The 23,596-nt window shown below is 68.4% G+C and carries 25 protein-coding genes; 14 read left to right on the forward strand and 11 right to left on the reverse strand.

Annotation, left to right across the window (positions count from 1 at the left end; all coding sequences use genetic code 11):
• Positions 1 to 10: 10 nt before the first annotated feature.
• The 5 genes from cysD to HZI36_RS23425 all read left to right on the forward strand — a co-directional run bounded on the left by cysD (position 11) and on the right by HZI36_RS23425 (position 6,467).
• Positions 11 to 973, forward strand: a complete 963-nt coding sequence (cysD, locus tag HZI36_RS23405) for a sulfate adenylyltransferase subunit CysD (RefSeq protein ID WP_218884255.1) — start codon at positions 11 to 13, stop codon at positions 971 to 973.
• Positions 973 to 2,892: a sulfate adenylyltransferase subunit CysN gene (cysN, locus tag HZI36_RS23410; RefSeq protein WP_179405056.1), complete on the forward strand. Its 1,920-nt coding sequence runs from the start codon at positions 973 to 975 to the stop codon at positions 2,890 to 2,892. The genes cysD and cysN overlap by 1 nt, the downstream gene beginning before the upstream one ends.
• Positions 2,893 to 3,064: 172 nt before the next feature.
• Complete coding sequence (locus tag HZI36_RS23415) at positions 3,065 to 3,841, forward strand: SDR family oxidoreductase (protein WP_179405057.1); 777 nt, start codon at positions 3,065 to 3,067, stop codon at positions 3,839 to 3,841.
• A 20-nt stretch (positions 3,842 to 3,861) separates the two neighbouring features.
• Positions 3,862 to 5,112, forward strand: a complete 1,251-nt coding sequence (locus HZI36_RS23420) for an NADH:flavin oxidoreductase (RefSeq protein WP_179405058.1) — start codon at positions 3,862 to 3,864, stop codon at positions 5,110 to 5,112.
• Positions 5,113 to 5,276: 164 nt separating this feature from the next.
• Positions 5,277 to 6,467: a helix-turn-helix transcriptional regulator gene (locus HZI36_RS23425; RefSeq protein WP_179405059.1), complete on the forward strand. Its 1,191-nt coding sequence runs from the start codon at positions 5,277 to 5,279 to the stop codon at positions 6,465 to 6,467.
• Positions 6,468 to 6,506: 39 nt separating this feature from the next.
• Here HZI36_RS23425 and HZI36_RS23430 read toward each other — a convergent pair whose 3' ends face one another.
• Positions 6,507 to 8,003: an FAD-dependent oxidoreductase gene (locus HZI36_RS23430; RefSeq protein ID WP_179405060.1), complete on the reverse strand. Its 1,497-nt coding sequence runs from the start codon at positions 8,001 to 8,003 to the stop codon at positions 6,507 to 6,509.
• 112 nt (positions 8,004 to 8,115) lie between these two features.
• Complete coding sequence (locus HZI36_RS23435) at positions 8,116 to 8,325, reverse strand: hypothetical protein (RefSeq protein ID WP_179405061.1); 210 nt, start codon at positions 8,323 to 8,325, stop codon at positions 8,116 to 8,118.
• A 433-nt stretch (positions 8,326 to 8,758) separates the two neighbouring features.
• Here HZI36_RS23435 and HZI36_RS23440 point away from each other — a divergent pair, with 433 nt between their 5' ends.
• The 5 genes from HZI36_RS23440 to HZI36_RS23460 all read left to right on the forward strand — a co-directional run bounded on the left by HZI36_RS23440 (position 8,759) and on the right by HZI36_RS23460 (position 12,721).
• Positions 8,759 to 9,175 (forward strand): nuclear transport factor 2 family protein, encoded by a 417-nt coding sequence (locus HZI36_RS23440; protein WP_179405062.1) that lies wholly within the window; start codon positions 8,759 to 8,761, stop codon positions 9,173 to 9,175.
• Between the two features lie 3 nt (positions 9,176 to 9,178).
• Entirely contained in the window at positions 9,179 to 10,036 is an 858-nt protein-coding gene (locus HZI36_RS23445; RefSeq protein WP_179405063.1) for an SDR family NAD(P)-dependent oxidoreductase, read from the forward strand.
• Positions 10,037 to 10,082: 46 nt separating this feature from the next.
• Positions 10,083 to 10,841, forward strand: coding sequence for an SDR family oxidoreductase (locus tag HZI36_RS23450; protein WP_179405064.1), 759 nt, complete (start codon positions 10,083 to 10,085; stop codon positions 10,839 to 10,841).
• A 40-nt stretch (positions 10,842 to 10,881) separates the two neighbouring features.
• Positions 10,882 to 11,718 (forward strand): SDR family NAD(P)-dependent oxidoreductase, encoded by an 837-nt coding sequence (locus HZI36_RS23455; RefSeq protein ID WP_179405065.1) that lies wholly within the window; start codon positions 10,882 to 10,884, stop codon positions 11,716 to 11,718.
• A 94-nt stretch (positions 11,719 to 11,812) separates the two neighbouring features.
• Positions 11,813 to 12,721 (forward strand): NAD-dependent epimerase/dehydratase family protein, encoded by a 909-nt coding sequence (locus HZI36_RS23460; protein WP_179405066.1) that lies wholly within the window; start codon positions 11,813 to 11,815, stop codon positions 12,719 to 12,721.
• A 52-nt stretch (positions 12,722 to 12,773) separates the two neighbouring features.
• Here the strand turns inward: HZI36_RS23460 and HZI36_RS23465 are convergent, their stop codons facing one another.
• From HZI36_RS23465 to HZI36_RS23475, 3 genes are read right to left on the reverse strand one after another with little or no spacing between them, the layout of a single operon-like run.
• Positions 12,774 to 13,256, reverse strand: a complete 483-nt coding sequence (locus HZI36_RS23465; RefSeq protein WP_179405067.1) for an RES family NAD+ phosphorylase — start codon at positions 13,254 to 13,256, stop codon at positions 12,774 to 12,776.
• Positions 13,253 to 13,885, reverse strand: coding sequence for an antitoxin Xre-like helix-turn-helix domain-containing protein (locus tag HZI36_RS27390; protein ID WP_179405068.1), 633 nt, complete (start codon positions 13,883 to 13,885; stop codon positions 13,253 to 13,255). Before HZI36_RS27390 ends, HZI36_RS23465 begins: the two co-directional genes overlap by 4 nt.
• 7 nt (positions 13,886 to 13,892) lie before the next feature.
• Positions 13,893 to 14,816: an AraC family transcriptional regulator gene (locus tag HZI36_RS23475; protein WP_179405069.1), complete on the reverse strand. Its 924-nt coding sequence runs from the start codon at positions 14,814 to 14,816 to the stop codon at positions 13,893 to 13,895.
• A gap of 124 nt (positions 14,817 to 14,940) precedes the next feature.
• Here HZI36_RS23475 and HZI36_RS23480 point away from each other — a divergent pair, with 124 nt between their 5' ends.
• Positions 14,941 to 16,092, forward strand: coding sequence for an MDR family NADP-dependent oxidoreductase (locus HZI36_RS23480; RefSeq protein WP_179405070.1), 1,152 nt, complete (start codon positions 14,941 to 14,943; stop codon positions 16,090 to 16,092).
• A 10-nt stretch (positions 16,093 to 16,102) separates the two neighbouring features.
• Positions 16,103 to 17,179: a zinc-binding dehydrogenase gene (locus HZI36_RS23485; protein ID WP_179405071.1), complete on the forward strand. Its 1,077-nt coding sequence runs from the start codon at positions 16,103 to 16,105 to the stop codon at positions 17,177 to 17,179.
• 92 nt (positions 17,180 to 17,271) lie between these two features.
• Here HZI36_RS23485 and HZI36_RS23490 read toward each other — a convergent pair whose 3' ends face one another.
• From HZI36_RS23490 to HZI36_RS23505, 4 genes are all read right to left on the reverse strand, one after another.
• A complete protein-coding gene (locus HZI36_RS23490; RefSeq protein ID WP_179405072.1) occupies positions 17,272 to 18,048 on the reverse strand; it encodes a glucose 1-dehydrogenase in 777 nt (258 codons plus the stop codon).
• A gap of 100 nt (positions 18,049 to 18,148) precedes the next feature.
• The gene (locus HZI36_RS23495; RefSeq protein ID WP_179405073.1) at positions 18,149 to 18,904 is read right to left on the reverse strand and encodes an SDR family NAD(P)-dependent oxidoreductase; all 756 of its coding nucleotides are present in this window, start codon (positions 18,902 to 18,904) and stop codon (positions 18,149 to 18,151) included.
• 10 nt (positions 18,905 to 18,914) lie between these two features.
• Positions 18,915 to 19,781 carry an SDR family NAD(P)-dependent oxidoreductase gene (locus tag HZI36_RS23500; protein WP_179405074.1) on the reverse strand — a complete coding sequence of 289 codons (867 nt, stop codon included), beginning with the start codon at positions 19,779 to 19,781 and terminating at the stop codon, positions 18,915 to 18,917.
• A 68-nt stretch (positions 19,782 to 19,849) separates the two neighbouring features.
• Entirely contained in the window at positions 19,850 to 20,356 is a 507-nt protein-coding gene (locus tag HZI36_RS23505) for a nuclear transport factor 2 family protein (RefSeq protein WP_179405075.1), read from the reverse strand.
• Between the two features lie 183 nt (positions 20,357 to 20,539).
• Between HZI36_RS23505 and HZI36_RS23510 the strand changes: the two genes are divergently transcribed.
• Both HZI36_RS23510 and HZI36_RS23515 read left to right on the forward strand, forming a co-directional pair.
• Positions 20,540 to 21,031: a nuclear transport factor 2 family protein gene (locus tag HZI36_RS23510; RefSeq protein WP_179405076.1), complete on the forward strand. Its 492-nt coding sequence runs from the start codon at positions 20,540 to 20,542 to the stop codon at positions 21,029 to 21,031.
• A 21-nt stretch (positions 21,032 to 21,052) separates the two neighbouring features.
• Positions 21,053 to 21,769 carry an EthD domain-containing protein gene (locus tag HZI36_RS23515; protein ID WP_179405077.1) on the forward strand — a complete coding sequence of 239 codons (717 nt, stop codon included), beginning with the start codon at positions 21,053 to 21,055 and terminating at the stop codon, positions 21,767 to 21,769.
• A gap of 91 nt (positions 21,770 to 21,860) precedes the next feature.
• On the opposite strand, the gene HZI36_RS23520 is transcribed toward HZI36_RS23515, so the two are convergent.
• Positions 21,861 to 22,685 carry an SDR family NAD(P)-dependent oxidoreductase gene (locus HZI36_RS23520; RefSeq protein ID WP_179405078.1) on the reverse strand — a complete coding sequence of 275 codons (825 nt, stop codon included), beginning with the start codon at positions 22,683 to 22,685 and terminating at the stop codon, positions 21,861 to 21,863.
• A 3-nt stretch (positions 22,686 to 22,688) separates the two neighbouring features.
• Positions 22,689 to 23,579: an SDR family NAD(P)-dependent oxidoreductase gene (locus HZI36_RS23525; protein WP_179405079.1), complete on the reverse strand. Its 891-nt coding sequence runs from the start codon at positions 23,577 to 23,579 to the stop codon at positions 22,689 to 22,691.
• Positions 23,580 to 23,596 lie beyond the last annotated feature (17 nt).

Here is a 23,596-nt window from a genome sequence, read left to right on the forward strand (position 1 = left end):
GATACCGTTGATGTCATGCACGAGCCGCCGCACATGTCGCGCGGCGCCGGCATCGGACAACAGAAGGAGACGAACGATGTTGACCCACTTGGAGCGTCTGGAGGCGGAGAGCATCCACATCATGCGCGAGGTGGTGGCGGAAAGCGAAAATCCGGTGATGCTGTATTCGATCGGCAAGGACAGCTCGGTCATGCTGCATCTCGCGATGAAGGCGTTCTACCCCGCGAAGCCGCCCTTCCCGTTGCTGCACGTCGATACCACGTGGAAATTCCGCGAAATGATCGCGTTCCGCGACGAAACCGTCGCGCGCCTCGGCCTCGATCTGCGCGTGCACGTGAACCCGGACGGCGTCGCGAACGGCATCAATCCGTTCATGCACGGCTCGTCCGTGCATACCGACGTGTGGAAAACGCAGGGCCTGAAGCAGGCGCTCGACCACTACGGCTTCGACGCCGCGTTCGGCGGCGCGCGCCGCGACGAAGAGAAATCGCGCGCGAAGGAACGGATCGTGTCGCTGCGCTCGGAGCAGCACCGCTGGGATCCGAAGCGCCAGCGCCCGGAACTCTGGTCGCTGTACAACACGCGTAAGCGCAAAGGCGAAACGCTGCGCGTGTTCCCGATCTCGAACTGGACCGAGCTGGACATCTGGCAATACATCCAGCTGCACGACATCCCGATCGTGCCGCTCTACTACGCGAAGGAGCGGCCGGTCGTCGAGCGCGACGGCACGATGATCATGGTCGACGACGAGCGGATGCCGCTGCGTGAAGGCGAGGTGCCGCAGATGCGCAAGGTGCGGTTCCGCACGCTCGGCTGCTACCCGCTGACGGGCGCGATCGACAGCGACGCGACGTCGCTCGACGACATCCTGCTCGAGATGCGCGACACGCGCACATCGGAGCGCCAGGGGCGGCTGATCGACAGCGATTCGGCCGGTTCGATGGAGAAGAAGAAACAAGAGGGGTATTTCTGATGGCACACGTCCTGAACGAGCGCGTCGACGACGTCGCGCGCAGTCTGCAAGATTCGCCGGATTCACCGGATTCGCAGACGAAAGACCTGCTGCGCTTCATCACCTGCGGCAGCGTCGACGACGGCAAGAGCACGCTGATCGGCCGTCTTCTCTATGAATCGAACATGCTGTTCGACGATCAGCTCACCCAGCTCGAGGCCGATTCGAAGAAGGTCGGCACGCAAGGCGGCGAACTCGATTTCGCGCTGCTCGTCGACGGCCTGTCGGCCGAGCGCGAGCAAGGGATCACGATCGACGTCGCCTACCGTTTCTTCGCGACCGAACGGCGCAAGTTCATCGTCGCCGACACGCCGGGCCACGAGCAGTACACGCGCAACATGATCACCGGCGCGTCGACCGCGAACCTCGCGGTGATCCTGATCGACGCGCGCAAGGGCGTGCTCACGCAGACGCGCCGCCACAGTCACCTGGTCGCGCTGATCGGCATCAAGCGCGTCGTGCTCGCGATCAACAAGATGGATCTCGTCGATTACGACCGCGCGACGTTCGAGCGCATCGACGCCGAGTATCGCGCGTTCGCCGCGGAGCTCGGCCTCGAGGATATCGTCAGCATTCCGCTGTCCGCGCTGCGCGGCGACAACGTGATCGCGCCGAGCACGCGGATGCCGTGGTACGTCGGCCCGACGCTGATGCAGCACCTCGACACCGTGCCGCTCGACGTGCGCGCGACGCAGCTCGAGCCGTTCCGGCTGCCGGTGCAGTGGGTGAACCGCCCGAACCTGAATTTCCGCGGCTACGCGGGCAGCATCGTGTCGGGCGAGATCCGCGTCGGCGAGCGCATTCGCGTGCTGCCGTCCGGCAAGGAGAGCCGCGTCACGGCGGTGATCACGCCGGCGGGCGAGACGGACGTCGCGCGCGCCGGCGACGCGGTCACGCTGACGCTCGCCGACGAGATCGACATCAGCCGAGGCGACATGATCGCGACCGCCGATGCGCCGCCCGAAGTCGCGGACCAGTTCGAGGCGACGGTCGTGTGGATGCACGACGAGCCGATGCTGCCGGGCCGACCGTATTGGGTGAAGGTCGGCACGCACACGGTCGGCGCGACGTGCGCGACGCCGAAGTACAAGATCGACGTGAACACGCGCGAGCATCTGGCCGCGCGCACGCTCGCGCTGAACGAGATCGGCGTGATGAACCTGAGCTTCGACCGGCCCGTCGCATTCGATCCGTATGAGCAAAACCCGCATACCGGCGGCTTCATCGTGATCGACCGCTTCACGAACGACACGGTCGGCGCCGGAATGCTGCACTTCGCGCTGCGGCGCGCGCACAACGTGCACTGGCAGGCGGTCGACGTCGACCGGCGCGCGCGCGCGGAACTGAAGCGCCAGACGCCGCGCGTCGTGTGGCTGACCGGGCTGTCGGGCGCGGGCAAGTCGACGATCGCGAACCTCGTCGAGAAGAAGCTGCACGCGCTCGGCAAGCACACGTACCTGCTCGACGGCGACAACGTGCGGCACGGGCTGAACCGCGATCTCGGCTTCACCGAGGCCGACCGCGTCGAGAACATCCGGCGCGTGGCCGAAGTCGCGCGGCTGATGGTCGACGCGGGGCTGATCACGCTCGTGTCGTTCATCTCGCCGTTCCGCGCGGAGCGCGACATGGCGCGCGCGCGCGTCGGCGAAGGCGAGTTCGTCGAGGTGTTCGTCGATACGCCGCTGTCCGTCGCGGAAGAGCGCGATCCGAAGGGTCTGTACAAGAAGGCCCGGCGCGGCGAGCTGAAGCACTTCACCGGCATCGATTCGCCGTATGAGGCGCCCGAGCGGCCGGAGCTGCGCATCGACACGACCGCCGAGTCGCCGGAGGAAGCGGCGGAACGGATCGTCGCGTATCTGCTGCAGGAGAGCGCCGGCTGAGCGGCGCTCGCGCGGGGGTTCGGATCGTTCGCGTCGTTCGCGTCGTCCGGCTCGTCCGGCTCGTCCGGCTCGTCCGGACGGTTCCGGCACTCAGCCGTTCGGACGACGCGAGCCGCGGCAGGATCCGTATGCTCGCGCGAGCAAGCTCATTCATTTGCCCGGGGAGAAAATCATGACCGTAGCCGTCGTCACCGGCGCCGCATCCGGCATCGGTGCAGCCGTATCCCGATCGTTCGCCGCGCGCGGCGTGCAGGTCGTCGGCATCGATTTGCGCGATACCGACATCTGCGCCGATCTGTCCACGCACGCGGGCCGACGGGCCGCGATCGACGCGACGCTCGCGAAAACCGGCGGCACAATCGACCGGCTCGTGTGCTGCGCCGGTCTTGGTCCGCAAGCGGAGCCGGCATCACTGGTCGCGTCGGTCAACTACTTCGGCGCCGTCGCACTGCTCGATGGCCTGTTCGATGCGCTCAAGCGCGGCGACGCGCCGTCCGCGGTCGTCGTGTCGTCGAATTCGGCGACGCTGCAATCGTGGGCCGGCAGCCCGCTTCGCAGCGCGTACCTGTCCGGCGACGAGACCGGCGTGCACGATCTGCTGCGCGCGGTGCCGGCCGAGCAGGCGGGCTTCGTCGCGTACGCGAGCTCGAAGAACGCGGTGACGGTCGCGGTGCGGCAGCGCGCGGCCGCGTGGGGCGGCGCGCGCGTGCGCTTGAATGCGGTCGCACCCGGCCCGGTGAACACGCCGCTGCTGCAGGCGGGGCTGAAGGACGCACGCTACGGCGACGCGATCCGCGATTTCGTGCCGCCGCTCGGGCGGCGCGCCGAACCCGACGAAATCGCCACGCTGATCGCCTTTCTGTGCGGGGAGGACGCCGCGTACGTGCACGGCAGCGTGCTGTTCGTCGACGGCGGCCACGATGCCGCGCAGCGTTCAACGATGTTCTGAATCACGGAGACTGCCCCCACATGGCTAGCCAAGCACCGTCGCCGCTTTCACCGCTTTCACCTTTTTCGCCGATGCGCGTCGGCCCGATCGCGCTGCGCAACCGCTTCATCAAATCGGGCGCAAACGAAGGAATGACGCCGGACGGCGTGCCGACCCGCGCGCTCGTCAAGCATCATCGCGATCTGGCCGCCGGCGGGATCGGCATGACCACCGTCGCCTATACGGCGGTCTCGCCGGACGGGCTCACGTTTCCGTACCAGTTGCACATGCATGCGGGCATCGCACCGCAGCTGCGCGCGCTGACCGACGCCGTGCACCGGGAAGGCGCGGCGGCCTGCCTGCAGCTGACGCACGCGGGATCGTTCACGACGATGCGGCACGGGGCAAGCATGCGCGCGCCGAGCGCGTCCGCCGGGCTGAATGCGTTCGGCATGATGCACGGCGTCTATTTCCAGCGCGCGATGGATCAGGCGGACATGTCCGGCGTCGCGTCGCGGTTCGCGCAGGCGGCGATGCTCGCGCGCGAATGCGGCTTCGACGCGGTCGAGATTCACATGGGCCACGGCTATCTGCTGAACCAGTTCCTGTCGCCGCTGAGCAACCGGCGACGCGACGCGTACGGCGGCCCGGCCGAAAACCGCGCGCGCTTTCCCGCGCAGGTGCTGAGGCAGGTGAAGGACGCCGTCGGCGCGCACCTTGCGGTGACCTGCAAGATCAGCGTCAATGACGGCGCGCCGCGCGGCAACACCGCGGCGGATTCGGCGGCGATCGCGCGCATCCTCGAGCACGAAGGCGCGGACCTGCTGACGCTGAGCGGCGGACGCAACGTCGAAAGCCCGTGGGCGATCTTCGGCAGCCCGATGCCGACCGCCGAGATGAAGGCGGCGGCACCCAGCGCGATCGCGCGCTTCGGCGTGACGATGCTCGAAAGACAAACCCCGCGCGACCTCGCGTTTCGTGAGCTCTATTTTCTCGACGACTCGCGCGTCGTCCGGCAGGCGGTGCGCATGCCGCTCGCGTACGTCGGCGGCGTGAAGTCGCGCGCCGGCGTCGAGCGGCTGATGGCGGAAGGGTTCGACTGCATCGCGCTCGCGCGCGCGCTGATCCACGATCCGGCGTTCGTCGCGCATCTGCGTGATGGCAGCGTCGCGGATTCGGGCTGCAACAGCTGCAACCGGTGCGTCGCGAAGATCTACGATCCCGCCGGCGTGAGTTGCGTGCTCGGCCCGCCGAACGATCCACACCTCACGCGCGTGCCGGCAGGCGAATAAGCCGACGATTCCGCGGACGATTCCGTGGACGAATGCGCGGACGAATGCGCGGGTAACCAGGCGGGCGCCTTCGCCGGCGACGTAACCCGTTCGGACGACGCGCGCCGCCACCGGTTCCGTATGCTCGACTTGAAGACATCATTGCGTTCAAGGAGACTCCAAGCATGCCGACCGCTGTTCCATCCGATGGCGGCGCCGTCGCGCACGACCGTTTCGACGATGCCGCGTGGACCGCGCGCGAGCTCGACCGATGGCTCGGCCTCGTCTATCAGGGGCCGACGGAAGCGACGCCGTGGGGCAGCCTGCTCGAAGCGATCCGCGCGGACCTCGACGCGAGCTTCACGACGCTCGTGCTGCGCAATCCGGGCGGCGCGCGACGCGGCCTGATCATCAACGCGTCGGTGCACGGGCCGCTGCTGCCCGGCGAGCCGTCGTACAGCGAGCAGTTCTACGCGCTGTGCCCGTTCGTCGACCTGCCGGCCGGCGAGGTGTTCACCGCCGACTCGCTGTTCGGCGAGCCCGGATGGCGCGCGCACGATTTCTACCGGCAGTACCTGGAGCCGCTCGACCTGCGCTATATCCTCGGCGCGAACCTGCGCGGTAACGACGGCGTCGAGTGCGCGTTCTTCGTCAGCCGCGCGCACCGCTGCCGGGATTTCGACGCGTCGGAACGCGCGCGGATCGCGGTGCTGCTGCCGCATCTGCAACGCGCGGTCGCGCTGCACGCGACGCTCGACGTGCTCGACGCGGAGCGCGCGCTGTATGCGGGCACGATCGACCGGCTCGACGTCGGCACCGCGATCCTCGACGAGGACGGCCGCGTGCTGAAACACAACAGCATCGCGGAACGGCTGTTCGAACGGCAGGACGGCCTCTGCCTGCGGCAGGACCAGCTGCACGCGTCATGCCCGCTCGACGAGCGGCGGCTGCAGAAAACGATCCAGGCGGCGCTCGAGCATTACCGCGCGTCGGCGCTCGGGCGCATCGAGGCGACGACGCTGTCGCGCGCCGGCGGCGCGATGCCGTTGAACCTGCTGCTGCGGCCGCTCGCGCCGCACCGCGGCGCGGAGGACCGGCGGCACCGGCCAGCCGTCGCGGTGTTCGTCCGCGATCCGAAGTCGTCGCCGCAGACGTCGCGCGACATGCTGCACCGGTTGTACCGCCTCACGCCGATGGAGACCGAGATCGCGCTGCTGCTCGTCGATGGCAACACGCTCGACGAGGCCGCCACCGCGACCGGCATCACGAAGAACACCGCGCGCGCGCATCTTCGCGGCATCTTCGCGAAGACCGGCGCGACGCGCCAGGCGGTGCTCGTGAAGACGCTGCTGAACAGCGTCGTGTCGATAGCGTGACGGGGAGGGCCGCATCGCCCTCCCCGTATTACTCTCCCGTTAGGCCGCCTCCCGCAGCGCCTCCCGCCCGCCCGACGCCGCATGGCGCCCCGCCTGCCGGCCGAAGAACGTCGCGTCGGCGAGCGACAGCCCCGAACTGTAGCCCGCGCCCCACCTCGGCAGCCCGCACGTGGTGCGTCCCGCCGCGTAAAGCCCGCGCACGGGGGTGCGCGTATCGTCGACGACCTGCCCGGTCGGCAGCGTATCGAGCCCGCCGAGCGTGAAATGCGGATAGAACGCGTAGTCGATCCGGCAGTCGAGCGCGACGAACGGCGGCTCGTCGAGCGGCTTCAGCCATTTGGCCGCCTTGTGGAACAGCGGATCGACGCCCGCCGCCGCGTGCCGGTTGTACGTGTCGACGGTCGCGGTCAGCGTGCCCGCCGGCATCTGCAGGTCGCGCTCGACCTCTTCCCAGCTTTCGCCGGCGGCCGCGATGCCGATCCGCGCGAACGCCGGCGGCTCCCGAAAAACCGCCTGATCGGCGAGCAGGAAGATCCGGTCGCCGGGCTGCTGCAATGCGTGATGGCCAGTGCGGCCGTGATAGCAATCCTCGTTGACGAAGCGCTGCCCGCGCCCGTTCACGAAAATCCCGCGAATCAGCGATTCCGGCGCGTAGAACGGCAGGCTGACGAACCCTTCGTTCATATGAATCGCCGCGCCACCGACGCCGATGCCGAGCCGGATGCCCGAGCCGTCGTCGCCGGGGCTACCGATCGGGTCGGCCGAGCGCAGCAGCGTCGGCGCGTGGCGGCGCACCATGTCGCGGTTCATCACGAAGCCGCCCGCGCACAGGATCACCGCACGGCGCGCGCGCACGAAGACGGTCGCGCCGTAGGCGCGCAGCACCGCGCCGCAGACCGCGCCCGCGTCATCGACGATCAGCGCGAGCACGCGCGTGTCGTAGCGCACCGGCACGCCGAGCGCCGCGACGCGCGCGGCGAGCACGTCCATCAGCACCCGGCCGCCGCCCCAGCCCTGCATCTGCGGCGTGTGGCCGCGCGGGCACGGCTTCGCGGCGTCGCTGAACGGCCAGGCCTCCTCACTGCCCGACCAGATCAGACAGTCGTCGGTTTCGGGCTCGACCATCCGCTCCGGCAGGAACGTGTTCTTGTACGTGACACCCTGCGCGACGAGCCAGTCGTGATGCGCGAGGCTCTGCTCCGCGTAGAGCCGGACCTTCGCGTCGTCCGCGTCGGGGCCGCCCGCGAGCATCAGGTAGCGGTACAGATCCTCGGTGTCGTCGTGAAAGCCGGCCTGCCGCTGCGCGGGCGTGCCGCCGCTGCCGCCCAGGTAGATTTCGCCGCCGGACAGCGCGCTCGTGCCGCCGTGGCTCGACGCGCGCTCGACGATCAGCGTGTCGGCACCGGCCGTCGCGGCTTCGATCGCCGCGCACGCGCCGGCCGCGCCGAAGCCGACGATCACGACGTCGTGCTCGGCGTCCCAGTGGCGAACGTCGCTCAGGTGAACGGGGCGGGTCGGGGAGTATTCGGATGACATGAAGTGCAGTAAGTGGGGGTCGATGGAGATCGGGAAGCGCGCGCGCAACGACGCGGCCCGCCACGGCGCGTGGCGGGCCGATGCCCCGTCACATCCAGGGTCACATGCCGCGTCACATGCTACGCAGCGCGGCGAAACCGAAATGGACCGGATCGATCGGCACACAGCCGGACGGCTGCCCGTTCGCGTCGATCGAACGGCATTGCACGGTGCCTTGCGCGTAAAACGTCGGGATTGCGTCGGCGCTCGCATAGCGCGCGACGGCAATGGCCGCGAGCGTGCCTGCCACCAACATGCTCAGCTTGCGGTTCGTCAGTCTCATGGTTGTCCCCTCTGATCCGCCGCATCCGCGATTGCATGCCCGGCGCGGTCGGCGGTCACGCCCGGTAACTGCACGTTAGCGGCGCGCCGCGCGCCGGCCATCGTCCATTTCGACTAGGGGCAAACGCGGATCGGCGGCCCGTTCGCGTGACGCATCGCAGCATCGCCGACGATCGATTCACGCACCCGGCACGCTGCACCGCGCGACCACGCCCGACGCATCTGCACACGCGCGTGCGGCCGGCGCCGCGACTGCGTTGCTGCACCGCACGACGCCCGCGCCGTGCACGCCCGCCCGGCACTCTCCCGAGCCTGCATCTGCTTCATACGGACGATGAGATTCCGCCGCCCCGATGCGACGCTGCGCATCACACCGCCGCCGCGCCCGGCCTGCGGCACGGCCGGCTTTCTCCGTCCTTTCACGGGAGCACCGCATGACCGACCCCAATCCCCGTCACGCGCTGTACGAGCTTGCGTGCCGCTATGCGCAGGCCGTCGACCGGCGCGACTGGCGGCAGCTCGCCGCGCTCTTCACCGTCGATGCGCAGTTGATCGGCCCCGGCTTCACGCTCGACGGCCGCGACGCGATCGTCGCCGGCATGGGCGCGATCGAGCGCTACGACGTCACGCAGCATCACGTGCACAACCAGCTCGTCACGCTCGACGGCGACGAGGCAGCGGTCGAGACGTACTGCGTCGCGTGCCACGTGTACGCGCGCGACGGCGTGAAGCGCAAGCTCGACTGGGGCGTGCGCTACCGCGACCGCTGCGTGCTCGACGATGGCGCATGGCGCTTCGCATCGCGCACGCTGCACGTCGACTGGACGCAAGACCTGCCGCTGGAGGGCTGACCGATGCGCGCCTCGCTCCCCCTCGAAGGCCAGACCGCGCTCGTGACCGGCGGCTCCGGCGGCATCGGCGCGGCGTGCGCGCACGCGCTGCTCGCCGACGGTGCGACGGTCGTGCTGACCGGCCGCCGCCGCGACGCGCTCGAATGCGCGCAACGGCGGCTGACCGACGCGGTGCCGGGCGGCCGCGTCGAGATCGATGCCGGCGACGCCTGCGACGCGGCCGACGTGCAGCGCGCGCTGGATCTCGCGTGGTCGCTGAACGATCGGCTCGACATCGTCGTGCCGACGGTCGGCGGCGCCGCGTTCCGCCCGCTGCTGATGCACGACGCGGACAGCTTCCGCGCGGACCTCGACCTGAACGTGACGAGCACGTTCGTCGCGATCCGTCACGCGGCGCCGCTGCTCGCGAAAAGCGGCGGTGGCGCGATCGTCTGCATCTCGTCGACGGCCGCGCGGATCAATTTCCGCTGGCTGTCCGGGTACTGCACGTCGAAGGCCGCGCTCGAGGCGCTGGTTCGCGCGGCGGCCGAGGAGCTGGCCGGCGCGAAGATCCGCGTGAACGCGGTGCGCCCCGGCCTCACGCGCTCGGAAGCGACCGGGCCGATGTTCGACAACGCGGCGATGCTCGACGGCTTCTACGAGCAGGTGCCGCTCGGCACGCTCGGCGAGCCCGAATACATCGCGCACGCGGTGCGCTATCTCGCCGGGCCGGAATCGGGCTGGGTCACCGGCCAGAGCTTCGCGGTCGACGGCGGGCACGAACTGCGCACGAATCCCCGCTTCGACGACACGATCGCGCAGATCTTCGGCGCCGCCGCGCTCGACGCCGTGAAGGCCGGCCGCGCGCCGGACCCGGCATGAACGGCCCGCTCCCCACTTCGCTCAACCGCAAGGAACCTCCAAGATCATGAATCGAGTCGCAAACAAGGTCGCGCTGATCACCGGCGCGGCGAGCGGCGTCGGCCGCGCGGACGCGCTGCTGCTCGCCGCCGAAGGCGCGCGCGTCGTGCTCACCGACGTCAACGAGGATGCCGGCCGCGCGCTCGCGCGCGAGATCGGCGACGCGGCGCTGTTCGTGCGCCACGACATCGCCGACGAGGACGGCTGGCGGCACGCGATCGCGGCAACGCTCGAGCGTTTCGGCCAGCTCGACGTGCTCGTCAACAACGCGGCGATCTGCCCGGTCGGCTCGATCGAGGAGACGAGCCTCGACACGTGGCGGCGCGTGATGCGCACGAACGCGGACGGCTACTTCCTCGGCTGCAAGTACGCGATCGACGCGATGAAGCACAACACGACGCCGAGCTCGATCGTGATGATGTCGTCGGTCGCGGCGCTCGGCGGGCTGCCGATGATGTGCGCGTACACCGGCTCGAAGGGCGCGGTGACCGCGCTCGCGCGCAACGTCGCGGTGCACTGCAAGCGCAGCGGCTACCGGATCCGCTGCAACTCGATCCACCCGGACGGGATCTGGACGCCGATGACGCAGGCGCTGATGCCCGACCTCGATCCGGTCGCGCTCGGCATCGGCAACGATCCGATGGCGCGCATGTGCGACGCGCAGGATGTCGCGAATCTCGTGCTGTTCCTCGCATCGGACGAATCGCGCTTCGTGAACGGCGCGGAGCTGCGGGTCGACAACGCGCAGCTCGTGGCGTCGCTGTGACGCGGCACCTTTTCCACGAAGTCCACGAAGGAGAGCATCGATGATTTCACTGACCGGCAAGACCGTGCTCGTCACCGGCGGCGGAGCGGGCATCGGCCGCGCATGCGCGGAGGCGTTCGGCGCGGCGGGCGCGCGCGTCGTCGTCGCGGAGATCGACGCCGGGCGCGCTCAGCAGGTGCGGCAAGCGCTGGAGGCGGCGGGCGTCGATTCGCTCGTCGAAATCGCGGACGTGACGCGCGGCGACCAGGTCGCCGCGCTCGCGCGCACGATCGACGCGCGCTTCGGCGGGCTCGACGTGCTCGTCAACAACGTCGGCGACTTCCTGCAGATCGCGAAGCCGTTCGACGACTACACCGACGACGACATCGCGCGCCTGTTCGACGTGAATCTGCGGCAGGTATTCGTCGTCACGCGCGCGATGCTGCCGCTGCTGCGGCGTCGCGGCGCGGGCGGCAGCATCGTCAGCGTGTCGTCGATCGAAGGGTTTCGCGCGATTCCGAACTGCACGGTGTATGCATCGTTCAAGGCCGCGCTATCCGGCTTCACGAAGAGCCTCGCGCTCGAGCTCGGGCCGGCCGGCATCCGCGTGAACCAGATCGCGCCCGAAACGACCGAGACGCCGCAGGTGCCGGTGAGCGCGATGGTCGCGGCCGAGCACCACGCCCACATCCCGCGCTGGATTCCGCTCGGCCGCTTTGGCGAAGCGGGCGACATCGCGGGCGCGGCGCTCTTTCTCGCGAGCCCGCTCGCCGCGTGGGTCACCGGCACGACGCTGCACGTCGACGGCGGCGCGCTCGCGGCCGCCGGCTGGTATCGCGACCCGAAAGGCTTCTGGACCAACATGCCGGTCGTGACCGGCAACGGCTTCAACTTCTGATCGGCCGCGCGCCGGACTTTCATTCGGACTTTCATTCGGACTTTCTTTCGCACGGTCTGCGAACCGTCTGCGAACCGTCCACGGAGACACCATCATGAACATTCTCGTCATCGGCGGCACCGGCCTGATCGGCGGCCACGCCGCGCTGCATCTGCGCGCGCAGGGCAACGCGGTCACGATCGCGGCGCGCAAGCCGCCCGCGCCCGGCAGCGCGCTCGCGCAGTTCGACGTGCTGCAGCGCGACTACGTCGCCGGCGATTTCACGCGCGACGATCTCGCGCGCTTCGACGCGGTCGTGTTCGCGGCCGGCAACGACATCCGCCATCTGCCGCCCGGCACCGACGAAGCCACGCACTGGGAGCGCGCGAACGTCGAGGCCGTGCCGCGCTTCTTCGCGCTCGCGCGCGACGCGGGCGTGAAGCGGGCCGTGCTCGTCGGCAGCTTCTATCCGCAGGTCGCGCCGCAACTCGTCGACACGATTCCGTACGTTCGCTCGCGCCATCTCGCGGACGAACGCGTGCGCGCGCTTGCGACGCCGTCGTTCTCCGTTTGCAGCGTGAATGCGCCGTTCGTCGTCGGTTCCGTGCCGGGGCTGAAGAACGAGATGTTCGCCGCGTATACCGGCTATGCGCAGGGCAAGCTCGGCGGCCTGCCGGTCTACGGGCCGGCGGGCGGCAGCAACTTCATCTCGACGCAATCGCTGTCGGAAGCGATCTGGGGCGCGCTGCAGCGCGGCGAGTCCGGCCGCGCGTATCTGGTCGGCGACGAGAATCTGAGCTTCGCCGACTATTTCGCGGCGTTCTTCCGCGCGGCCGGCAATCCGCAGCCGGTGCCCGCGCTCGACCAGGAACATCCGCTGCTGCCGGATATCGCGATCTATACGGGGCGCGGCAACGTCGTGTCGTACGAACCGGACCCGGCCGATCTCGCGCTGCTCCGCTATCGGCGCGGCGACGTGCAGCGCGCGGTCGATGAGGTCGTCGCGCATTGCGGCATGCAATGAATACGGGCATCCGTCTTTCGCGGTCGATATCAACGCGCGGAAGACGGATGCCCTATCGCTTCGCGCGGGCGTCGTACGTCCATTTTCGGATCTTGGTCGCCTTGATTTTCGCGACATCCGGGTGCGCCGGATTGATGAGCACGTTCATTTCCTCTGGAACGACGACGGACGGCACGACCAGAAGCGCACTCGCCGCACCATTCGCCCAGTCCGTTCCGGCGTCGATGCTGGTCATGCCGGCCGGCTCCACATCCCAGCCGACGTTCTTCGGATCATCCGGATCGAAGTGAATCGCTGCGCGCCAAACGTCATCCGGCACGTCGATACGAACGAGAATCCGGTTCAGCGGCAAGCCTCCGCCGACCACGTGAACCAACGTTTCCAGACAAGCGAGCGAGCGATTCTCCGACGTGTAGAGCACGGCGACGCCCTTGGCATTCCATCGCCCGCCCGTCGTCTTGGCTCCGCCACCAGACATGTCTTCGGCCCGGTAAGCCGGTGTCAGTGCGGCAATGCGCCACAGATGAACCGTCATGCATACGCCCCGCTCTGCATCTGCATGATCAGCGCGCGCAGAATCTCCTGCCCCTCATGTGTGTCGAGGTACGTGGACGGCAGCATGCCGCCGAGCGCCGGATTCGGTTGCGAGAGCCATTCCTCGAGCCATACCGCCGCGTCGAAGCCCTTCGCCGCATCGGGATCGCCCGACTCGTCGACGATGGTCTGCACCAGGCCGATCAGCTTCGACAAGCCGAGCACGCGCTCGCTTTGATCCGTGGTCAGCGTATCGTCCGCTTGCGCCTTCCGGCTGACGGTAGACGACGACAATCCGAGACGCTTGATCATCACGTCCTGGCTGATCTTCAGCACGCTCGCAAGCGCATACACCTTTTTTGCCAAAACCCCGGCCTTGATGACCTGGATACGATCGGCGCTCGACGAGTGGTAGGCCTTGCGAAAGTCCAGCACGTCGAAAGGCGCTTTCTGCATCTTCGGCTTCTTCCGCCCCGATACCGGCTCGGCGCCGATGGCTCGCTTCGCCGTCACCGCGCGACCGGCTTTCGTATGACTGGTCGATGCCTCCGTGATTTCCCGGCGTGCCATGATCCTCTCCCACTCCATTTGAGACGATATATTACCCCAAATGGAAGAAGCGGCGCGCACTGGGCTGTCAGCGCCGCCGCTCCATACGATAGCGCCCCGGGCTGACGCCCGTCGCGCGCTTGAATGCGATGCTGAACGCCGTGTCCGACAAGTATCCGATGCGTTCGGCAATCGATATCAGCGGCTCGTCGGACTCCTTGAGCGCCGTCGTCGCAATCGTCATGCGCCATTGATACAGGTATTCGAGCGGCGCGCTGCCCACCATTCTGCGAAACCGCGACGCAAACGCCGTACGTGACATCCCCACGCTCGACGCCAGCGATTCAATCGTCCAGCGCTGTTCGGGTGCGCCATGCATCATCGACAGCGCCGCCCCTATCCTGACATCCGATAACGCGCTCAGCCAGCCATCGACGAGCTCGCCGCCGGCAATATACGCGCGCAGCGCTTGCACAAGGACCAGCGTCGCGAGGCTCGTCTTCACCACGTCCGAGCCCGGCGCCGGATCCCCCGCCTCGAGCTTCAGCAACGCGAGCACATGAGAAAGCGCATGCGCGGCAACGTCGGCGGCACGCAGATGAATCAGCGCAGGCAGATGCCTGAGCAGCGTGCTCGTCGCGTCGCCTTCGAAGATGAAGCGTCCGCTCGCGAGGCTGACGGGCGCGACCTCGCCGGGCCCGCGAAATCTCACGACCCCGTCCGCGCCGCGAATCGACCGGTAGGTCGCCGGACCGTCGAGCGGCTCGCACCCGGGCACGCTTGCCGAACAGAACGGCCGCCCGTTCGTCAGCAGATAGACATCCCCTTCCTCGATCACGCGGAGCTCCGCATCGTCCGCCATCCGCAGATAAAGCCGCCCCCGAAGCACGGTGCCGAACTTCATGTGCTGATACGCGGGAAACCGGAACGCCCACGCGCCCTCGCCCTCGAATCGGGACGACAGTCCGCTGCGCACCTTCAGCAACGACAAGACATCGGATAACGCGTCCATTCTCGTACGATCGATAAGAATTTATGGCTGATTGATTATAGAAAGTTCCAGCGCCGTGCGGGAAGATCCTGTCGACGCCGCCGCATCCACGCACGCGGCCGATTTTCTCCAACGGAAGTCAGTCATGCCCATGCCGACAGAAATCGCAAGCGAGCACCCGGCACTACCCGAGCACTTTCGCCAATGGGTCGTCAAAGGCGGTCTTGCCCAGCACGAATTGCGCGAGCAGCACTTCGAGCAGCGCATCGTGTCGATGCCGCAGCCGCAGGACGGCGAAGCGCTCGTGCGCATCAAGCTCATCAACGTTCACGCCGCGACGCGCATGCGTATCGCGCGCGGCCTCATTCCGGAAGGCGCCACCGACCCGAACAATTACGCTTGCGCGGAAGTCGTCCGCTCGCGAGATCCGGCATTCGCGGTCGGCGACGTGATCGCGTGTCAGGCGGGCTGGCAGGAATACCAGATCGTACGGAGCAGCGATCTGCCGGTCGGATTCGGCGAGCCGGACGAACTGGTGAAGGCATTGAACCGCACGCGATCCCCGTGGACCTATGTTTTTCGTCCGGCGCTCGTGCGGATGTGGTCGCCGGAAGTGCTGATGGAGATCTTCGGCACGTCCGGCATGACCGCATGGTTCGGCATGCGGGAGCAGGGGCCGTTGATGCCGCGCGATTCGGTGGCGGTGGCCGCTTCGACGGGCTCAGTCGGTTCGATCGTCGCGCAGATCGCGAAGGCGGCCGGATCCCGCGTGGTGGGCTTCGCGGGCGGCCCGGACCGGTGCCGATGGGTGCGGGAACATCTGGGCATCGATGCGTGCGTCGACTACACCGCGGATGACTTCGACGACGCGTTGCGCGCGGCCTTCCCCGAAGGCATCGATGTGTTCTCCGACGGTGTCGGCGGCGCGTTGACCGAGCGCGTGGTGCCGCACATGAACCGCCACGCCCGGCTCTTTTCATACGGTTCCGCCGCCGCGTCGTATGCGGCGGACATCGGTGACGCGCCGTCGCGCAAGCCAACGATCCGCGAAATCTTCGGCATCAACGCAACCGTCGAGCGCGTGCTGCGCGAGCGCCACATCAAGAGCGGCGCCTGGACGGTCGACAGTTTCTATCACGAACGGCTACGTGCTGAAGACGAACTGTCGCGGTTGCTGCGTATGGGGCTGATTCGATCGCACTGCCGCACGGTTCGAGGATTCGAGCGGCTGCCCGACGCGATCGCCGGCCAGTATCGCGATCGCGGAATCGGAAAACTGCAGATTTCCTTCGAATGAGGTACCGACCATGAAAGCCTGGAAACTCACTCGCCTCGGCGGCGAGCTCAAACTCGTGGACGTACCGACGCCCGAGCCGCGGCCCGGCAGCGTCGTCGTCAGGATGCAGACGTCGGCCGTCATGTCGTATATGCGCCAGTACGTCGCCGGCGAGTTGCCGGTCTACCATGCGCCCGATCGGCCATTCATTCCGGGCGGCAACGGTGTCGGCATCGTGCATGCGATCGGGAAAGACGTGTGGCACCTGCAGCCGGGGCAACGCGTCGTGATTTCGTCGCACTTCGTCGCAGGCGAGAACGTCAGGGATCCCGCGCAGATGCTGATCGGCATCACAGCGGCTGGCGCCGCGGATCATGCGATGCAATCCGACTGGCCGGACGGCACACTGGCCGAATACGCATTGCTGCCTGCGTCGACACTGACGCCGGCCGATGCCGCCGCCGGGCTCGACGCCGCTCAACTCGCCCTGCTGGCGCGATTCGTCGTGCCTTTCGGCGGACTGTTGCGTGGCCGGCTTGCCGTCGGTGAAACGGTCGCCGTGTCCGGCGCAACGGGCGCATACGGCAGCGCGGCCGCACTGCTGGCACTGGCGCTGGGCGCGAGCCGGGTCGTCGCGATCGGCCGAAACGTGCAGGCCCTGCAAGTGCTTGCGGAATACGGCGGCGGCCGGATCGTCCCGGCCGTCGTCACCGGCGAAATCGTGGCGGACGTGCAAACCATTCGCGACGCTGCACGTAGTCCTATCGATCTCGCATTCGACATGGTCGGCAACGCACACGATCCGAACATGACGCTCGCGGCACTGCGCAGCCTCGCGCGCGGGGGGCGGCTCGTCCTCATGGGCAGCATGGCCGTCGATCTCCCCGTTCCGTACACCGAACTCATGCTGAACGGCTGGGAAATCCTCGGCCAATTCATGTATCCGCGCGATGCGTACAGGCGATTGCTTGCGCTGGCCGGCGCGGGCGCGCTGGATGTCGGCGCGCTGCGGCCGGTCATCTTCGGCCTCACGCAACTCGAAGCCGCGATCGAGCGGGCCGCCGATGCACCGGGGATCGAGTGCGTTCTGATCAACCACGAGACGTGAGCCCCGTGCAACGCGTCAAACAGGATCGCGCGCCAGCCGGACGGTTTCGTTGCCGAACACGTCGAGCCGGCGCATGACGTACGCTCGATCGCTCAGAACGGCGCCCCCGGCAACCCCGGATAGTACGACCCCGCCGCCATACCGCCATCGACCGACAGCTCCGCGCCATTGCAGTACGACGCGTCGTCGCTCGCGAGGAACAGCGTCGCGCGCGCGATTTCGTCGGGCAGGCCGACGCGCTGTAGCGGCACGTTCGTGTAATGCTTGTTGACTTCGTCGAGCGGCGCGCCGGTCGGGTTCGACATCACCGTGTTCACGCCGCCCGGATGAACCGAATTGACGCGCACGCCCTGATGCCCGAGCTCGAGCGCCGCGACCTTCGTGAGCCCGCGCACGCCCCATTTGCTCGATACGTACGCGGCGAGCGCGTTGACGCCGCGCAGCCCGTCCACCGACGAGATGTTGACGATCGACCCGCTCTTTTGCGCGACCATCAGCGGCGCGATCGTGCGGATGCCGACGAACGTGCCGACCAGGTTGATCGACACCGCGCGCTCGAAGTCGCGCTTCGACACCTCGGTGATCCCGCCGAACACGAGCACCGCCGCGTTGTTCACGAGCACGTCGACGCGGCCGAACTGTTCGGTCGTCGCCGCGGCGACGCGCGCCCAGTTCTCTTCGTCGGCCACGTCGAGGTGCATGAAGCGCGCGGCGTCGCCGAGCTCGCGCGCGAGCGCCTCGCCTTCCGCGTCGAGCACGTCGGCGATCACGACGCGCGCACCTTCTTCGACGAACAGCCGGCACGTCGCTTCACCCATTCCACGCGCGCCGCCGGTGACGATCGCTACCTTTCCTTCCAGTCGAGCCATGTCCTTCCCCTTTCCTTACCTTTCGATTGGCCGGCGCGCAGCGCGCGTTTCGCGCGCGCCGCCGGACGCGTTGATCGCCGCGCGGCCTGCGCCGCCGGCCTCATCCCCAATAAGCCTGTCCACCGTCGAGCGGCAGCGTCGCACCGGTCAGGTACGCGGCGTCCCGGCTCGCGAGAAACACGATCGCGCGGCCGATGTCGTGCTCGCAATCGCCGACGCGTCCGAGCGGAATCGTCCGGAAAAACGCGGCCGCTTCGTCCGGATTCGCGTCGACCCAGCCTTTCAGGCCCGGCGACAGCGCATGCGGCGCGACCGCGTTCACGCGGATGCCGTCCACGCCCCATTCGCACGCGGCCGCGCGCGTCAGCGCGCGAATCGCCTCCTTCGTCGCCGCGTACGCGCCGTAGCCGGACGCATCCCAGCGCACCGCGGCCGACGACGCGAAATTCACGATCGTGCCGTCGCCTTTCAGATGCGGATGGCACGCGCGCATCATCCGCAGCGTCGCGATCGGGCCGGATTCGAGCCCCGCGAGAAAATCGTCGTCCGTCACGTCGAGCAGGCGGCCGAGTGGCACGACCTGCGCGTTGTTGATCAGGATCTGCACGCCGCCGAAGCGCGCGACGACTTCGTCGACGCAGCGCACGATCTGCGTGGCATCCATCACGTCGCAGACGAACGGCTCGGCGACGCCGCCGCGCCGGCGAATCTCGTCGCAGGTCGCGAGCAGCTTGTCGCGCGTGCGGCCGACGACCGCGACCGACGCGCCTTCGCCCGCGAGCGCGTACGCGACGCCCTGGCCGACGCCCTGCCCCGCGCCGGTGACGAGCGCGACCTTGCTGTCCAGCGCCCCCATGCGCGCCCCCTTATGCGACGATCGCCGGATGCGCCTGCACGGGCCCGCCGAGCAGCTCGCGATACGACGGCGGCTGCTTGCCGTCGAGATCGGCGAGCCCGTACTTCAGCGCCGCCTCCGCGCCGACGAGCACCTGCCCGGACAGCGCCATCCGCTCCGGATCGCGGTAGATCGCATCGATCACGCGGCCCGTGAATTCGGGGGTTTCGGCGACGAGCGCGAACTCCTTGTACAGATCCGGGTGCTCCTCCCACACGCGCGTCGTGCGCTCGGTGCGCAGCGGCCCCATCCAGATCGACACGGCCGCGACGTCGAACGGCTTCAGGTCGACGGCCATGTCCTTCGCGAACTTGTCGACGCCGGCCTTCTGCGCGCCGTACGCGGCGCCGTGCATGTAGCAGCTCGCGCCGAACGACGACGTGAACGCGATCAGCCCGCCGCCGCGCTTCGTCATCAGCGGTGCCGCATGCCAGCTCGCGACGTACGCGGAACGCAGGCCGACATCGAGGATGTTCACGAGATCGAGCGACTTCTCCCAGAACGGGCCGGGCAGAACGAGCTGATCGTGCAGAAACGTCGCGTTGTTCACGAGGATGTCGAGCCGGCCGCTTTCCCGCTCGACGCGCTCGAACAGCGCCTTCACCTGCGCGTCGTCCGCGTGGTCGCACGGCACCGCGATGCCGCGGCCGCCGAGCGCGTCGATCTCGCGCGCGGTCTCGTGGATCGTGCCGGGCAGCGGCGCGTCGCCTTCATGCTGCGAGCGCCCGGTCACGTAGACGGTCGCGCCGGCCATCCCGAGCGCGCGCGCGATGCCTTTGCCCGCGCCGCGCGACGCGCCCGTCACGACCGCGACGACGCGGTCGGTTTGCTGAGTCATGTTCGATGTCTCCTGTTCGATGCAGCGTGAAAGCGTGAGCGTGCGTCAGGACACGAGCGCGCGGCCCGTCAGGCCGGCACGGCCGGCGGCTGCGCACCCGCGAACAGCACGGCCGGCGTTTCGCCCGTATAGCGCACGGACAGCGTCGACGTGACGACGCAGCGCGTTGCCGCGATCTTCCACGCGCCGTCGAGCTTCACGTATTCGTCGTCGTAGTACGCGCCGAGCTGCGTGATCGTGTGCGCGTTCGTGTCGATCATCTGGTAGTGCAGGCCCCACGTGCCGCGCGCGTGGGTGTCGTCGAGCACGACGATGTCCGGGTTCACGCCGTGATGCATCTCGACGACGTGCGGATGGCAGCCGAGCCGCTCGAACACGTCGACGAGCTGATCGCGATGCTCGAACACGCCGATCCGGCCGTAGTCGATTCGCACCGCGCCGGGCGCGAAGCAGTCGCGCATGCCCTGCGGATCCTTGCGATCGCAGCTCGTGAAATAGCGCGCCTTCAGGCTGCGGATCGCGTCGGCGTCCTCGAGCCTGCGCAGCCGCGTTTCCAGTCGTTCGACGGACGTCATGCGGTCTCCTTGATCGGGACGCACGCGAAGTGCGATGCGTCGACATCAAGGTACCCGCGCGCCGGCGGGCGGCCATCACCCGTTCGGACGAAGCCCGCGCGCCGGCCGCGTTCGTCCGAACGGACGATGTGACGCGGCCGCGTTCGTTCCTACCATCGGTCGACACCACCACGACGCGCACCGATGGACGACACCACCCGGACACTGTACGAATTCGAGCAGATCCGTCAGCTGAAATACCGCTACTTCCGCGCGGTCGACACGCACGACTGGGCGCTGCTCGCGCAATGCCTGACGGAAGACTGCACCGCGCGGCTGTACGGCGGCCGTTACGCGTACGACGGCCGCGACGCGTTCGTCGACAACCTGCGCGCGCTGATCGGCAAGCCGACGTTCCTCACGATGCATCACGGCCATCATCCGGAGCTGTCGCTGATCGCGGCGGATCGCGCGCGCGGCGTCTGGTTTCTCGAGGATCACGCGATCAATCTCGACGACAACTATCTGGTGCACGGCACCGCGTTCTACCACGACGACTACGTGAAGCAGGACGGCGCGTGGCGCATCAGCGCGACACGCCACGAGCGGCTGTTCGAAAGCGTGACGTCGCCGATCCCGCCGTCGTTCTCGCTGACCGCGAACCGCTTCGCGGCCGCCGATCCCGAATCCCGTTAAATCTCACCTGGAGCCGTTGCAATGGAAAAAATCATCTACGTGCTGTGGCGCGACGCGCAGACGCCCGCCGATCAATGGAGCCGCACGCTGCGCGCGCAGCTCGCGGATAAACTGCTGTCGCTCGGCGCGCACGGCGTGCAGATCAACGTCGCGGATGCCGACGTCGAGCCCGCGGCCGCGCTGCGGCAGACCAACACGCATCCGGGCATCGAAGGCATCGCGGCCGTCTGGATCGACAGCGCGAACACGATGTTCCGCCAGCCGTTCGACGACGCGGTGCGCGCGGTCGTGCCGCACATGGCCGCGTATCTGGTGACCGAATCGCAGCCGATCCGCAATACGCGCTTTCCGGCGAAGCCGGGCGAGCGCACGAGCGGCTTTTCGCAGTTCGCGTTCCTGAAGCGGCCGCCGCGCCTCACGCACGACGCGTGGCTCGACGTCTGGCATCACCATCACACGCGAATCGCGATCGATACGCAGGACAATTTCCTGTACGTGCAGAATGTCGTCGTGCGCGCGCTCACTCATGCGGCGCCGGGCTACGACGCGATCGTCGAGGAATGCTTCCCGGCCGCCGCGATGACTGATCCGCACGCGTTCTTCGACGCGGTCGGTGATGACGAGAAGTTCCAGCGCAACGTCGCACAGATGATGGACAGCTGCGCGCGCTTCATCGATTTCGACAAGATCGACGTCGTGCCGACGAGCCAGTACGTCGTGAAGGCGATCGGCGGCTGAAGCGTATCGGCGCCGGCGCGGCATCGCGCCGGCGCACCAAAAAGTAACGCCCGCCCGCCTTCCGGCGCGCGGGCGTTTCACTTCGTCAGGATCAGAACGCCGGCAGCGTCGGATCGCGCTCCGCGAGAATATCCTCGGTGCGACGCTGCAACGCCCCGTCGATCGTCTCCGGCTGCGGCACGATCCAGTAGCGCCGCTCGCGAACGCCGTCGAACACGCGCTCGGCGAACTGGTCCGGCGTAAGCCCGTGCGCGGTCAGCATCGTGCGCATCGTGTCGACGAACGCGCGCACCTCCTGGCGCTTGCCCGCATCGCCGAACGGATCGTCGAAGATCGCGCTCTTCACCGGCCCCGGCGCAAGCAGCGACACGCCGACCGGTGCGCCGAGCATCTTCAGCTCGCCGTACAGCGATTCGGTCAGCGCGACGACCGCGAACTTCGTCGCCGAATACGGCGACATCAACGGGCTCGGCAGGAAGCCGCCGACCGACGCGGTATTGACGACGTGCGCCGGCACGTTGCGCGCGAGCATGCGCGGCACGAAGCTGCGGATCCCGTTCAGCACGCCATGCACGTTGATCGCGAAACTGCGCTCGAAGCGTTCCGGCGAAATCTCCCACGTGAAGCCGGTCGCCATCACGCCCGCGTTGTTGAACAGCAGGTCGACGCCGCCGAAGCGCCGCCAGGCGGCCTCGGCGAGCGCGTCGACGGCCTCCGGGCGGCTCACGTCGGTCGGCACGCACAGCACGTCGGCGTCGAGCGTCGCGGCGAACGCGTCGAGCTTCGCCGGATCGACGTCGGCCAGCACGACGCGCATGCCGAGCGACGCCGCATGGCGCGCGAGACCGCTGCCGATCCCGCTGGCCGCGCCGGTAATGACGGCCGTGCCGCCTTCAAAACGAATCGCTTCAGTCATCGGTCAAATTCCGGTCGGGTTGATGGATGGATGCGCGTAAGCCGGCACGACCGGCGGCGGCAACGCGTCGCGGCCGTCGAGCGAGCGCACCGCGATCTCGTTCGCCAGCGGAAAGTGCAGGCTGTGCGCGATCACGCCGGTGCGCTCGCGCGCGGGCAGCTGGCACAGCGCGAGCGCGGTCTCGGCCAGATACGCGACGTCCTCGGTCGGATAGCCTTCCGGGATGTAGCGCGCCGCGCCCGGCGTGCGGATCGCGGTGCTCGGCGCGACCAGGTTCACCGCGATCCCGTCCGCTTCGAGCTCGGCCGCGAGCCCCTGCGTGAAACGCGACAGCGCGGCCTTCACCGCCGCATAGACGGTCGCGCCGCCGGCCCGCGAGAAATCGTCGAACGGCCGCAGCGGCGGCAGCGCGGTGACCGAGCCGACGTTCACGATCCAGCCCGCGCCGCGCGCGCGCATCAGCGGAATGGCCGCCTGCGACAGCGCGAACGGAATCCGCAGGTAGTGATCGAGCGTGCGCTCGAACATGTCGATCGGCATCGTCTCGACACGGTCGTAGTCGGCCACGCCCGCGTTGTTGATCAGGATGTCGAGGCCGCCGGCCGCGTCGGCGGCACGCGCGACGAGCGCATCGCGCTCGGCGGCGACGGACAGGTCGGCCGCGAGCGGAATCGCGCGGCCGCCCGCCTGCTCGATCAGCGCGACCGTCTCGGCAAGCGTGTTTGACGCGCCCGCCGCATGCGCGAGGCTGCGCGCGGCGACCACGACGGTTGCGCCTTCGGACGCGAGGCGCTGCGCGATCGCGCGGCCGATGCCGCGGCTCGCGCCGGTCACGAGCGCGCATTTGCCGGTAAGCGATTTGCCGGCGAGCGTGGGGGTTCGGGTGTCGGTCATGTCGTCTCCTTTCCGTT

This window comes from Burkholderia guangdongensis (genome assembly GCF_013403875.1).
In the GTDB taxonomy this organism is placed as follows: domain Bacteria; phylum Pseudomonadota; class Gammaproteobacteria; order Burkholderiales; family Burkholderiaceae; genus Burkholderia; species Burkholderia guangdongensis.